At 71.8% G+C, this 12,535-nt stretch carries 8 protein-coding genes; 6 read left to right on the forward strand and 2 right to left on the reverse strand.

Going from position 1 to position 12,535, the window contains the following annotated elements; genetic code table 11:
* Positions 1–90 precede the first annotated feature (90 nt).
* Together FAF44_RS02550 and FAF44_RS02555 are read left to right on the forward strand one after the other, a co-directional pair.
* Positions 91–969 (forward strand): 1,4-dihydroxy-2-naphthoyl-CoA synthase, encoded by an 879-nt coding sequence (locus FAF44_RS02550; RefSeq protein WP_237101329.1) that lies wholly within the window; start codon positions 91–93, stop codon positions 967–969.
* A 40-nt stretch (positions 970–1,009) separates the two neighbouring features.
* Positions 1,010–1,924, forward strand: coding sequence for an aminoglycoside phosphotransferase family protein (locus tag FAF44_RS02555; protein ID WP_237101330.1), 915 nt, complete (start codon positions 1,010–1,012; stop codon positions 1,922–1,924).
* Here the strand turns inward: FAF44_RS02555 and FAF44_RS02560 are convergent.
* A complete protein-coding gene (locus FAF44_RS02560) occupies positions 1,914–2,837 on the reverse strand; it encodes an NADP-dependent oxidoreductase (RefSeq protein WP_237101331.1) in 924 nt (307 codons plus the stop codon). The two genes, FAF44_RS02555 and FAF44_RS02560, sit on opposite strands and share 11 nt — an antisense overlap.
* A 127-nt stretch (positions 2,838–2,964) precedes the next feature.
* Between FAF44_RS02560 and FAF44_RS02565 the strand changes: the two genes are divergently transcribed.
* From FAF44_RS02565 to FAF44_RS02575, 3 genes are read left to right on the forward strand one after another with little or no spacing between them, the layout of a single operon-like run.
* The gene (locus FAF44_RS02565) at positions 2,965–3,516 is read left to right on the forward strand and encodes a hypothetical protein (protein WP_237101332.1); all 552 of its coding nucleotides are present in this window, start codon (positions 2,965–2,967) and stop codon (positions 3,514–3,516) included.
* Positions 3,516–5,609, forward strand: coding sequence for a flotillin family protein (locus FAF44_RS02570; RefSeq protein WP_237101333.1), 2,094 nt, complete (start codon positions 3,516–3,518; stop codon positions 5,607–5,609). Before FAF44_RS02565 ends, FAF44_RS02570 begins: the two co-directional genes overlap by 1 nt.
* 2 nt (positions 5,610–5,611) lie before the next feature.
* Positions 5,612–10,489 carry a DNA repair ATPase gene (locus FAF44_RS02575; protein WP_237101334.1) on the forward strand — a complete coding sequence of 1,626 codons (4,878 nt, stop codon included), beginning with the start codon at positions 5,612–5,614 and terminating at the stop codon, positions 10,487–10,489.
* Between the two features lie 196 nt (positions 10,490–10,685).
* On the opposite strand, the gene FAF44_RS02580 is transcribed toward FAF44_RS02575, so the two are convergent.
* Positions 10,686–11,570 (reverse strand): 4-hydroxy-tetrahydrodipicolinate synthase, encoded by an 885-nt coding sequence (locus tag FAF44_RS02580; RefSeq protein WP_237101335.1) that lies wholly within the window; start codon positions 11,568–11,570, stop codon positions 10,686–10,688.
* A gap of 83 nt (positions 11,571–11,653) precedes the next feature.
* On the opposite strand from FAF44_RS02580, the gene FAF44_RS02585 reads away from it, so the two are divergent.
* On the forward strand, positions 11,654–12,523 hold the full coding sequence (locus tag FAF44_RS02585) for a LysR family transcriptional regulator (RefSeq protein ID WP_237101336.1): 870 nt from the start codon (positions 11,654–11,656) through the stop codon (positions 12,521–12,523).
* The last annotated feature ends 12 nt before the right edge of the window (positions 12,524–12,535 follow it).

The following is a 12,535-nucleotide window of genomic DNA, read 5'->3' on the forward strand; positions in this document are numbered from 1 at the left end:
CGACGCGGGCGGCGGCCGGCCCGCGCCTGGCCAGGAACCGGGAAGAACGGGCGCAATGGGCCCTCGGCCGCATCCATTAGGCTCTCGGCCATGGTCTCCGAGCTGTTCGATCCCAAGGCGTGGCAGCCGGTCGAGGGATTCGACTTCACCGACATCACCTACCACCGGGCGCTCGACCAGGGCACCGTACGCGTGGCCGTCAACCGTCCCGAGGTCCGTAACGCCTTCCGGCCGCAGACGGTGGACGAGCTCTACCGCGCGCTCGACCACGCCCGGCAGACCACCGACGTGGGCTGCGTGCTGCTGACCGGCAACGGCCCCTCGCCCAAGGACGGCGGCTGGGCGTTCTGCTCGGGCGGCGACCAGCGCATCAGGGGCAAGGACGGCTACCAGTACGCCGACGGCACCCCGTCCACCGGCCGCCTGCACATCCTGGAGGTGCAGCGGCTCATCCGCTTCATGCCCAAGATCGTGATCTGCGTGGTGCCGGGCTGGGCCGCGGGCGGCGGGCACAGCCTGCACGTCGTGGCCGACCTCACGCTGGCCAGCGCCGAGCACGCCCGCTTCAAGCAGACCGACGCCGACGTCGCCAGCTTCGACGGCGGGTTCGGCTCGGCCTACCTGGCCCGGCAGGTCGGGCAGAAGTTCGCCCGCGAGATCTTCTTCCTCGGCGACACCTACACGGCGGCCGACGCGCACCGCATGGGCATGGTCAACGCCGTGGTGCCGCACGCCGAGTTGGAGGCGACGGCGCTGGAGTGGGCACGCAAGGTCAACGGCAAGTCGCCCACCGCGCAGCGCATGCTCAAGTTCGCCTTCAACGCGATCGACGACGGGCTGGTGGGCCAGCAGGTGTTCGCCGGCGAGGCCACCCGGCTGGCGTACATGACCGAGGAGGCGGCCGAGGGGCGCGACTCGTTCCTCGACAAGCGCGAGCCCGACTGGTCGCCGTTCCCCTGGCACTACTGACCGTTCCCCCGGGGCCGCCGGGCCTTGGCAGACTGGGGTCATGCGGATCAAGGTGCCGGAGACGCTGACCGAATCACACCTCAAGTACGACCAAGACGCCGGGCGCTCCTGGAACGCCGCCCTGCCCGCGCTGGCCGAGCGTTACCTCGACGAGTGGGACCTGCGGCTCGACGGCGAGCCGAGCCACGGGATCGTCGCCCTGGTGCTGCCCGTCCTGCGGTCCGACGGCACCCCGGCCGCGCTCAAGCTCCAGCCCGTGACCGACGAGACCGCCGGCGAGGCCCTGGCGCTGCGCACGTGGGCGGGCGACGGCTCGGTGCTGCTGCTGGAGGCCGACCCCGCGACCGGGACCATGCTGCTGGAGCGGCTGGCTCCCGACCGGTCGTTGTCGTCCGTGCCCGATGTCACGCGGGCCCTCGGCCTGCTGGCCGACCGGCTGCGCCGGCTGTCGGCCCATCCCGCCCCCGAAGGGCTGCGCCGGCTCGGCGACATCGCCCGCCGCATGCTGGACGACGTGGACGGCGCCGTCGCGACGGTGTACGGCGAGCGCGACCGTTACTGGCTGCGCTGGTGCGCGGGCGCGGTCGCCGAACTCGTCCCCGAGCCCGGCGACCGGCTGCTGCACTGGGACCTGCACTACGACAACGTGCTGGCGGGGGCGCGCGAGCCGTGGCTGGCCATCGATCCGAAGCCGCTCGCGGGCGACCCGGGCTTCGAGCTGCTGCCCGCGCTGTGGAACCGGTGGGACGAGGTGCTCGCGACCGGCGACGTGCCGCGCGCGGTGCTGCGGCGCTTCGACCTCATGGTGGACACGCTCGGCCTCGACCCGCGGCGGGCGGCCGGCTGGACGCTCGGCCGGGTCCTGCAGAACTGCCTGTGGGACGTCAAAGACGGCTGCCTCGTGCTCGACGACGTCCACGTGCGGGTCGCGGAGGCCGTACGCGCTAGATGGTGATGACGACCTTGCCCTGGCCGTGGCGGCCCTCGACCTCCCGGTGCGCGTCGGCGGCCTCCTCCAGCCGGTAGGCCCGGCGCACCGGCCACGCGAAGGCCCCTTCGGCGTACAGCCTGGCGTAACGTCCGAGGCGCTCGGCCGAACGCTGCCCCTGGACGACGCTCGCGCCGAGCCGCTCGGCCGCCGCGTGCTCGACCAGCGTGACGACGCGGGCGCGGTCGGGCACCAGCTCGATCGAGACCTCCAGCGCGTCCCCGCCGGCCCCGTCGAGCGCGGCGTGCACGCCGTCCGGCGCGAGCGCGCGCACCCGGTCGGCCAGCCCCTCGCCGTACACGACGGGGATGGCGCCCAGACGGCGCAGGTAGTCGTGGTTGACCTCGCGGGCGGTGCCGATGACGGTGGCCCCGCGCCTCCTGGCGATCTGCACGGCCGCCGTGCCGACCGAGCCGGCCGCGGCGTGCACGAGCAGCGTCTCGCCGTCGGTCAGGCCCATCCCGTCGATGGCCAGTTCGGCCGTCTGCACGCCGGCGGTCAGCCCGCCGGCCACCTCCCACGGCACGGCGGAGGGCTTGGCGGTCACGTTGGCGGCGGGCACGACGACGTACTCGGCGTAGCTGTTCAGCGCGGTGAACCCGAGCACGTCCGTCCCGGGGGCGATCCCGGTCACGTCCGCGCCCACCTGGTCCACCACGCCCGCGAACTCGTTGCCCGGGATGCGCGGGTAGTCCGTCTCGTCCATGTACGGCGGCAGCCATCCCGTCCGGACGGCCACGTCGAACGGCTGCACCCCGGCCGCCCTGACCCGCACGCGTACCTGTCCCGGGCCCGCCTGGGGCGCCGGCAGTTCCATCACCTTCAACACTTCGGGGCCACCGGGCTCGGCGAACGCCGCTGCTCTCATCAGTTCGGTCATGCCGGCCAGCCTGCTACCTCAACCCCGCTTGAGGTCAACTGCCATCGGGAACTTTTTCCTTTAGTCGTGCTTTATATGGATATAGTCCGATAGGACAGCACTGGGGGACAGGTAGTACCGAGGCGGGATGAGCAAGTTCTTCGACAATGCATTGAGCTTTCCGACTGTCATTTTCACTTTCCTTCTCGTGGTGGTCGCCGTCTATTGGCTGACCGTCATCACCGGCCTCTTCGAGCTGGATGACGACGCCACGTACCTGGGCCTCGGGGGAGTCCCAGCGGGGGTCACGCTGTCGCTGCTCGTCGCGCTCGCCTGGCTGCTCAGCCTGATCGGCGGCGTGATCGTGCCGGGCGGAGCGCTGATCGCCGTGCCGTTCGCCGCCGCCGTCCTGGCCTGGCTGGCCGTTCGTGCCCTGCTGACGCCGCTGCGCCGGCTGTTCCCCCAAGGGGACCGGAGCTCGCGCGGCGACTTCGTCGGCCGGATGTGCGTGATCCGCACCGGCACCGCCACCCCCGACTTCGGCCAGGCCGAGGTCACCGCCGCCGACGGCTCGTCCGCGGTCGTGCAGGTTCGCACGACCGGCCAGGACCGCCTCGTCCGCGGCGACAACGCCTTGATCTTCGAATACGACGCAGACGGCGAATTCTTCTGGGTCATGCCGTACGAAAGCGAGCAGTGATGGACGTCATCTCCACCGGCTTCGGGATATTCCTGGCCGTCATCCTGGTCATCATCATCGGCCTTGTCGCCGTCATCGGCCGCCTTTTCCGCAAGGTCGAACAGGGCAAGGCGCTGATCGTGTCCAAGGTCAACAAGGTGGACGTGACGTTCACCGGAGCCGTGGTGCTCCCGGTGGTCCACAAGGCCGAGATCATGGACATCTCGGTCAAGACCATCGAGATCGCGCGGACCGGCCGCGAGGGGCTGATCTGCCGGGACAACATCAGGGCCGACATCAGGATCACGTTCTTCGTCCGCGTGAACAAGACCGCCGAGGACGTCATCAAGGTCGCCCAGGCCATCGGCACCGCCCGCGCCAGCGACGAGACCACCTTGCAGGAACTGTTCAACGCGAAGTTCTCCGAGGCGCTCAAGACCGCCGGCAAGCACCTCGACTTCGTCGACCTCTACACCAAGCGGGACGAGTTCCGCGACGAGATCGTCCGGCTCATCGGCACCGACCTGAACGGCTACAGCCTCGAGGACGCCGCCATCGACTACCTGGAGCAGACCTCGCTCCAGCAGCTCGACAAGAGCAACATCCTCGACGCGCAGGGCATCCGCAAGATCACCGAGCTGACGGCGATCGAGCACGTGCGCACGAACGAGTTCCAGCGCAACGAGGAGAAGGAGATCACCCGCCAGAACGTGGACGCCCGCGAGGCCATCCTCGAACTCGAGCGCCGCCAGGCCGACGCCGAGCTGAAGCAGCGCCGCGAGATCGAGACCGTCAAGGCCCGCGAGGAGGCGGAGGTCGCCCGCGTGCAGGCCGAGGAGCGGCTGCGCGCCCAGGCCGCGCACATGAAGACCGACGAGCACCTCGGGGTGCAGAACGAGAACCGGGCCCGCGAGATCGCCGTCGCCGAGAAGAACCGCGAGCGCGTGATCGCCATCGAGACCGAGCGCATCGAGAAGGACCGCGTGCTGGAGGTCATCGCCCGCGAGCGGGAGACCGAGCTGTCGCGCATCGCCAAGGACCGGGAGGTCGAGACCGAGAAGCGGTCGATCGCCGAGGTCATCCGCGAGCGCATCGCGGTCGACAAGACCGTGGCCGAGCAGGAGGAGTCCATCAAGCGGCTGCGCGTGGTCGAGGAGGCCGAGCGCACCCGCCAGCAGGTGATCATCGCCGCCGAGGCCGAGGCCCAGGAGAACCTGGTCAAGGACATCAAGGCGGCCGAGGCCGCGGAGACCGCCTCCAAGTTCAGGGCCCGCGAGGAGCTCGTGCTCGCCGAGGCCCGTCAGCAGGCCGCCGACCTCGACGCCCGTGCCAAGATCCGGCTGGCGGAGGGCGTCCAGGCCGAGTCCGCCGCCGCCGGGCTGGCGCAGGTGCAGGTCAGGGAGCGCGACGCCGAGGCCATCGAGAAGGTCGGCCGCGCCGAGGCGCTGGTGCTGAAGGAGCGCCTGACCGCCGAGGCCGAGGGCGCCAGGGCCATGGCGCTGATCGAGGGCGACCGGCTCAAGGCGCGCGCCGCGGGCGAGCAGGCCATGGCGCTGGCCAGCGCCACCGCGGTGGGCGAGAAGCTCAAGGCCGAGGCCGAGGGTCTCACGGAGAAGGCCGCCGCGATGGCCGCGCTGGACGAGGCGAGCCGGGCGCACGAGGAGTACCGCCTGCGTCTGGAGGCCGACAAGGAGATCCGGCTCAAGCACATCGACGTCAGCCGGCAGGTCGCCGAGTCGCAGGCCAGCGTGCTGGCGGCCGGGCTGGCCAAGGCCGACATCGATATCGTCGGCGGCGACACGATGTTCTTCGACCGGCTGGTCGGCTCGATCACGGCGGGCAAGGTGGTGGACAGCTTCGTCGGCCACTCGGAGGTCGCGGGGGCGCTCGTCGCGCCGTACGTCAACGGCACCGCGAACCTGGCGACCGACCTCGCGAACGTGGTCGGCGGCGTGCGCACGGAAGACCTCAAGAACCTGACCGTCTCCGCCCTGCTCCTGCGGCTCATCCAGGACGGCGGCCCGCAGGCGACGGCGCTCGGTGAGCTGCTGGAGACCGCCCGCCGGCTCGGCGTGGCCGACTCGCCGGTGGCGGCGCTGGCCGGGGCCAGGTGAACATGACGGCCACGGAGCTGGAGGCGGGGACGTACGAGGTCCTGCGTAACCGCCTCCAGGCCCAGTCGCGGACTCTCACGGCCGCGGCCGAGGCGCTCAACGAGGAGCGGCTGAAGGTCTTCGGCGGGGCGGAGCTGCGTCTGCTGGGCACCGAGCGGATCCGGACCGAGAACAACTGCGTCCCCCGGGACATCGTCTCGCTCGGTGACGTGATGCTCTTCGGCTACAACGTCTTCATCGGGCTCAAGCCGGAGACGGCGGTGGCGGACGTGTTCGCGGTGCACCGCTTCTCCAGGGACGGCGACTCCTTCCGCTTCGAGGCCGGCAGGCAGGCGACGCTGGACGACCCGGCGTTCCGTAAGGACTTCGCCGAGCTGTACCGGTACTACAAGGAGACCCGGCTGCAGCAGCTCAGGCGGGTCGAGGGCAAGCTGCTGGCGGTGTTCCGGACGGGGCCGGCGGACACGCGGGTGCTGCGCTGGACGGTCGACAACGGCGGAGTCCCGAAATATCAGGACAACAGGGGAGAGCGGGACCACGTCTTCCCCCCGTCCCACGACTTCGAATGGATCGCCACCACCCGCGACGACCACGTACTCGGCCGCCACCCGCACATCGCCATCGGCGGCGAGGTGTTCGTCGAGACCGTCGGCGGCGACCTCACCATCAAGATCGAGGACAACACCGAGACCGGGGCCGGCATCTACTCCGAGCCGGTCACCGAGCCGCTCCAGAGCCTGGCCGACGCCGACGTCGAGTACGCCCGCGTGGGGCCGCTGATCCTCATGCGGATCCGGCCGTACAAGGAGAGCGACCGGCGGCACCTGATCTTCAACACCCGCACCAGGTCCGTCGTCCGCCTGGACGGCATCGGCCAGGCGTGCCAGCGGCTGCCCGAGGACCAGGGGCTCATCTTCCCCGGCGGCTACTACCTGGCCACCGGGGTCAACAAGACGTTCGACACGGACGTGACGGACCTGGAGTTCGAGCGGGTGGTCCGCTCCCCCAACGGCGAGGACGTCCTGTACGTCTTCCACGCCAGGGGCGACGGGCGCTCGCTGCTGCTGCCGTACAACGTGATCAGGAAGGAGGTGGCCAACCCCATCGTCTGCCACGGCTACTCGCTGTTCGACGACGGCACGATGGTGGTCTTCCGCGCCACCTCCGAGGAGCCGACCCGGGTGCACCCGATGCAGGTGTGGCAGACCCCGTACGTGTCGGACACCTACGCCGCCGCACAGCCCGCCGGCACCGGACCGCTGGAGCGCATCGGCAACGCCGAACTGGTCCGCGGCGTGTCCGACTGCCTGTCCGTCTCGCGCATGGTCGAGGAGATGGCGCCGTCGGCCGGCACGTTCGAGGGCCTCATCGCCGCCTGCACGCGGGCGGCCGACTCCTACCACTGGCTCGCCGAGCACGGCCTGCTCGAACCGCTCGCCGACGTACGCGCCACCGCCGAGCAGGTGCTCGACGAGTACGAGCACGTCGAGCAGCTCACCCGCCAGGCCGCCGGCACCCTCGCCGCGGCCACCGAGGAGACCACCCAGCTCGTCCGCCGCGCCAGAGCCGGCGACCCGGCCACCGCGGACGCCTGGGTCACCCTGCTGGCCACGCTGCGCCGCGCCCAGGGACACCTGGTGACGCTGCGCGAGGTCCGCCACATCGACCTGGACGCCCTGACCGCGCTGTCCGGCTCCGTGACGGAGGAGCTGGCCTCGGCCGGGACGCGGGCGGTGACGTTCCTGTCCGGCGCGGACGCCTTCACCGCCTACCAGGCGGCCGTCGAGACGCTCGCCGCCGACGCCGCCGCGATCGCCACCGTGGCCGAGGCCGCGCCCGTCGCCGACCGGCTGGCGGAACAGGCCGAAGGGCTGGAGGTGGTCACGGAGGTCGTCGGGTCGCTGGAGATCGCCGACGCCACCGTGCGCACCTCGATCCTGGGCCGCATCGCCGAGGTGCTCGGGGGCGTGAACCGGGCCAGAGCCGTCCTGGACGGGCGGCGGCGCGAGCTGCTCGGCACGGAGGGGCGGGCCGCGTTCGCCGCCGAGTTCGCGCTGCTGGGGCAGGCCGTCACGGGCGCGCTGGCGATGGCCGACACCCCCGCGAAGTGCGACGAGCAGCTCGGCAGGCTGATGCTCCAGGTCGAGAACCTGGAGACCCGCTTCGGCGAGTTCGACGACTTCGCCGCCCAGCTCGCCGCCAAGCGGGAGGACGTCTACGAGGTCTTCTCCGCCCGCAAGCAGACCCAGCTCGACGACCTCGCCCGCCGCGCGGACCGCGTCTTCACCTCCGCCGGGCGCATCCTCGGCAGCATCACCCGGCGGCTGGCGCTGCTGTCCTCGCCGGACGAGGTCAACACCTACTTCGCGACCGACCCCATGGTGGCCAAGGTGCGCTCGGCGTCCGTCGAGCTGCGCGGGCTGGGGGACGCCGTACGGGCCGAGGAGCTCGACGGCCGGGTGAAGTCGGCGCAGCAGGAGGCCGGACGGTCGCTGCGGGACCGCCTCGACCTGTTCTCGGACGGGGGCGAGACCCTGCGCCTGGGACACCATCGGTTCGCCGTCAACACCCAGCCGATCGACCTGACGCTGGTGCCGCACGACGGCTCGATGGCGTTCGCGATCACCGGCACCGACTACCGCTCCCCCGTGCCCGGCTCGTTCGCCGACACCCGGCCGTTCTGGGACCAGCTCCTGGTCTCGGAGTCCGCCGAGGTCTACCGGGGCGAGTACCTGGCCGCCTCGCTCCTCGACACCGTCACGGCCGGGACGCCGCTGGAGGAGTTGGTCCGGCGGGCCGCCGAAGAGCGCTACGACGAGGGCTACGAGCGCGGGGTCCACGACCACGACGCCACGGCCATCCTCGACACCCTGGTGCGGCTGCGGGAGGCGGCGGGGCTGCTGCGCTACCCCGCCGACGCCAGAGCGGCGGCGCAGCTCTTCTGGGCGTTCGGGGTGGACGAGGTTTCACGTAAAACATTCGCCACCCGGGCCGTGTCGCTGGTGCGGGCGCGCGCCGTCTTCGGCACCGCACCGGCCCTGGACGCGCTGGCCGCGGAACTGGCCGCACTGATCACCGCATTCCAGTCAAGCCTGAACCCCGGAGCGGCCCTCAGTCCTGGCACGAACACCGGCGACGAGGCGGCCCCGAGTACCGGTCTCAGCGCCAGGGCGGTGAGCGCGGTGGCCGGGCTCGCCGGTGAGTACCTCGTCGAGGAGCTGGGCACCGCGCCCGTGGGGTTCGTGACCGGCAAGGCCGCCCGCGACCTCCTCGACGGATTCCACCGCACCCTGGGCCCCGACAGGACCCGCGAGTTCGAGGAAGACCTCGCCGGCCTCCCCCTCCCCGAACGCCTCCAGGTGGCCCGCGCCTGGCTGACCGCCTACCACCAGGGCCCGGAGGTGGACGAGGCCATCGCCGTACAGCTCTGCGGCGACCTGCCTCGCCACGACTCCGCCGCCGCCACCACGCAGACCGTTGACGGCCTCCTCGGCTCCCACCCGCGCGTCAAGGACCGCAAGCTGGAGGTCCGCCTCGACGAGCTCCTCCCCCGGGCCCGCCACTTCGCAAAGGAGCGCGTCCCCGCCTACCGGGCCTACCAGCGCCGCAGGGGCGAACTGGTCGAGGCCGAACGCCGCCGCCTGCGCCTCGACGAGTACAAGCCGAAGGTGATGAGCGCCTTCGTCCGCAACCGCCTCCTCGACGAGGTGTACCTGCCGCTGATCGGCGACAACCTGGCCAAGCAGCTCGGCGCGGCGGGATCGGGCAAGCGCACGGACCAGATGGGCCTGCTCCTGCTCATCTCCCCGCCCGGCTACGGCAAGACGACCCTCATGGAGTACGTGGCCAGCCGCCTCGGCCTGGTCTTCGTCAAGGTCAACGGCCCCGCCCTGGGCCACGAGGTCACCTCACTCGACCCGGCGGACGCGCCCGACGCGACCGCCAGGCAGGAGGTGGAGAAGATCTCGTTCGCGCTGGAGACGGGCAACAACACCCTGCTCTACCTGGACGACATCCAGCACACCTCACCCGAGCTGCTGCAGAAGTTCATCTCGCTGTGCGACGCCCAGCGCCGCATCGAGGGCGTGTGGAACGGCCGCACCAGGACGTACGACCTGCGCGGCAAACGGTTCGCGGTGTGCATGTCGGGCAACCCGTACACCGAGTCGGGCCGGCGTTTCCGCATCCCCGACATGCTCGCCAACCGGGCCGACGTCTGGAACCTGGGCGACGTCCTGTCGGGCCGGGACGAGCTGTTCGCACTCAGCTACATCGACAACGCGCTCACCTCGAACCCGGTCCTCGCCCCCTTGTCCGGACGCGACCGCTCCGACGTGGAACTGCTCGTACGCCTCGCGAAGGGCGACCCGACGGTCCGCGCCGACCAGCTCACGCACCCGTACACGAAGCCGGAGCTGGACCAGATGCTCAGCGTGCTGGCCAAGCTCGTCCGCGTCCAGGAGGTGGTGCTGGCCAACAACCAGGCGTACATCGCCTCCGCCGCCCAGTCCGACGCGGCCCGCACCGAACCGCCGTACCGGCTGCAGGGCTCCTACCGCAACATGAACAAGCTGGCCGAACGCATCGTCCCCGCCATGAACGACGACGAGCTCGAAGCGATGATCGACGACCACTATCTCGGCGAGGCGCAGACCCTCACCTCCGACGCCGAGGCGAACCTGCTCAAGCTGGCCGGACTGCGTGGCCGCCGCACCCCGGCCGAGGAGAGGCGCTGGGCGGAGATCAAGGCCGCCTTCCTCAAGGCCAGGGCGCTCGGCGGGGCGGAGGACGACCCGATGGTCCGCGCGGTGGGCGCGATCGGCCTGCTGGCCGACCGCGTGAGCGAGGTCGGCACCGCCATCCGACAATCCGACCGCTGAAGCCCACCAAGCACCCGGCCCTCAGGAAGCCGGGCCCCACCCAGGGCCCGGCACAGCACTCGGTGAACCCCACGCCGACCGCTCAGGAGCCGCATGGCCCAGGCGGCGAGATCACTTCCGCCCATCAGAGGTCAGCGCTCGGTGAAGCCCGCCGCGAGGGGCCGCGTGATTCAGGCGGCGGAGGCGTTTCCGGCTGTCAGAGGTCTGCGTTCATGGTCTCGACGGCCTTCCAGGCTCGCGACACCGCTTCGGGCCCGGCGGGGACCAGCGGGAGCCGCACGTCCGGCGTGGGGATCAGGCCGGCGGCGTGCAGCACGCCCTTGATCACGGTCGGGTTGGGCTCGGCGAACAGCGCCGCCGACAGCCGGGCCAGCCGGTGCCCGAGCGCCCGCGCCCGTACGACGTCCCCGGCGTGCCAGGCGTCGGCCAGTTCGACGAAGCTCCCGGTCTCCACGTGCGCGGAGGCGAGGATGCCGCCCCCGGCCCCCAGCGCGAGCAGCGGCGAGATGAAGGCGTCGTCCCCGCCCAGCACCTCGAAGCCCTCGGGCAGGCCGGCGAGCAGCTCGACGGCGTCCTGGTCGATGCCGCCCGCCGCGTACTTCACCCCCGCGATCATCGGGTGGGCGCCGAGCCTGCGCAGGGTGGCGGCGCCGGTGGCCTGCCCGGTCCGGTAGGGGATGTGGTAGATCACCAGCGGCACCGGCGTCTCCTCGGCCAGCGCCTCGAAGTGCGCGACGACCCCGCGCTCGCCGGGCCGCAGGAAGTACGGGACGGTCACCAGCGCGGCCCCGACCCCCTCAGGCAGTTCGCGCAGCGCCCGGCCGATCGAGCGGGTGTCGTTGCCGGCCACCCCCACGGTCAGGGTCGCCTGCCGCTCGCCGCAGACCTGGACGCACGCCTCGATCACCCGCGCCCGCTCGTCCGGGTCGAGCGCGGCCACCTCGCCGGTGGTGCCCAGCGCCACCAGACCGGCCGCGCCCTGGTCCAGCGCCTGCCGGCCGAGCTTCCCGATCGTGTCCACGGCCACCTCGCCCGCGGCGTCGAACGGCGTGACCAGCGGGACGTGGATTCCCCTCAACATGCTTCGCGACATGCTTCGAGCTTCGCCCAGCACGACCCGTTAGCACCAGCACGGATTTCTACGTTCGAGCTTAAGATGAACTTATGCTCGATCCGCGCAAGCTCCACCTGCTCCGCGAGCTCGCCCGGCGCGGCACGATCGCCGCCGTCGCCGAGGCGGTCACGTTCACGCCGTCGGCCGTCTCCCAGCAGCTCAGCGCGCTGGAGCGGGAGGCGGGTGTGCCGCTGCTCGAACGCACCGGCCGCACGGTGACGCTCACGCCCGCGGGCCACCTGCTGGTCGAGCACGCGCAGGCCGTCCTGGAGGAGTTGGAACGCGCCTCGGCGGCGCTCGCCGTCGCGCGGGGCGGCCCGTCGGGGCCGCTGCGGATCGGCGCGTTCCCCACCGCCGCCCGCGTGCTGCTGCCGCCCGCCCTCGCCGGGCTGACCGGCGCGCATCCGGCGCTCGCCCCGATGGTGTCCGAGATCGACCCGGCGGACGTCTCCGCCGCGCTGCGCGCCGGTGAGCTCGACGTGGCGCTCGTGCACGAGTACGACTTCGTCCCGCCCGTCACCGACGCCTCGATCGAGACCGAGCCGCTGTTCACCGAGCCGATGTACCTCACCTCCCGCCCCACGGTCGCCGAGGCCCGCGCCGACGCGTGGATCACCGGGAAGCCCGGCACGCTCTGCCACACGATGGCGATCAGGGCCTGCCAGGCGGCCGGGTTCGAGCCGCTCGTCCGGCACCACATCGACGACTTCGACACCGTGCTCGCCTTCGCCGCCGCCGGCCAGGGGGTCGCGCTCGTGCCCCACCTGGCGGCCAGCGACCCGCCCGGCGGCGTGCGGCTGACCCGCCTGCCGCTGAGCCGCCGCACGCTGGCCGCCTTCAGAAGGGGCAACGGCGAGCACCCGGCGATCGTCGCGGCCGTGGCCGCCTTCCGCACAGCCGTCTCCCGCCTCCCCCTCTGACCGCGCCCCCGA

The organism is Nonomuraea sp. MG754425 (assembly GCF_021699195.1).
In the GTDB taxonomy this organism is placed as follows: domain Bacteria; phylum Actinomycetota; class Actinomycetes; order Streptosporangiales; family Streptosporangiaceae; genus Nonomuraea.

Bases quoted from the DNA above. Each gene is read 5' to 3' on its own strand.
- FAF44_RS02550 (WP_237101329.1), top strand. From the start codon at position 91: ATGGTCTCCGAGCTGTTCGATCCCAAGGCGTGGCAGCCGGTCGAGGGA.
- FAF44_RS02555 (WP_237101330.1), top strand. From the start codon at position 1,010: ATGCGGATCAAGGTGCCGGAGACGCTGACCGAATCACACCTCAAGTAC.
- FAF44_RS02560 (WP_237101331.1), bottom strand. From the start codon at position 2,837: ATGACCGAACTGATGAGAGCAGCGGCGTTCGCCGAGCCCGGTGGCCCC.
- FAF44_RS02565 (WP_237101332.1), top strand. From the start codon at position 2,965: ATGAGCAAGTTCTTCGACAATGCATTGAGCTTTCCGACTGTCATTTTC.
- FAF44_RS02570 (WP_237101333.1), top strand. From the start codon at position 3,516: ATGGACGTCATCTCCACCGGCTTCGGGATATTCCTGGCCGTCATCCTG.
- FAF44_RS02575 (WP_237101334.1), top strand. From the start codon at position 5,612: ATGACGGCCACGGAGCTGGAGGCGGGGACGTACGAGGTCCTGCGTAAC.
- FAF44_RS02580 (WP_237101335.1), bottom strand. From the start codon at position 11,570: ATGTTGAGGGGAATCCACGTCCCGCTGGTCACGCCGTTCGACGCCGCG.
- FAF44_RS02585 (WP_237101336.1), top strand. From the start codon at position 11,654: ATGCTCGATCCGCGCAAGCTCCACCTGCTCCGCGAGCTCGCCCGGCGC.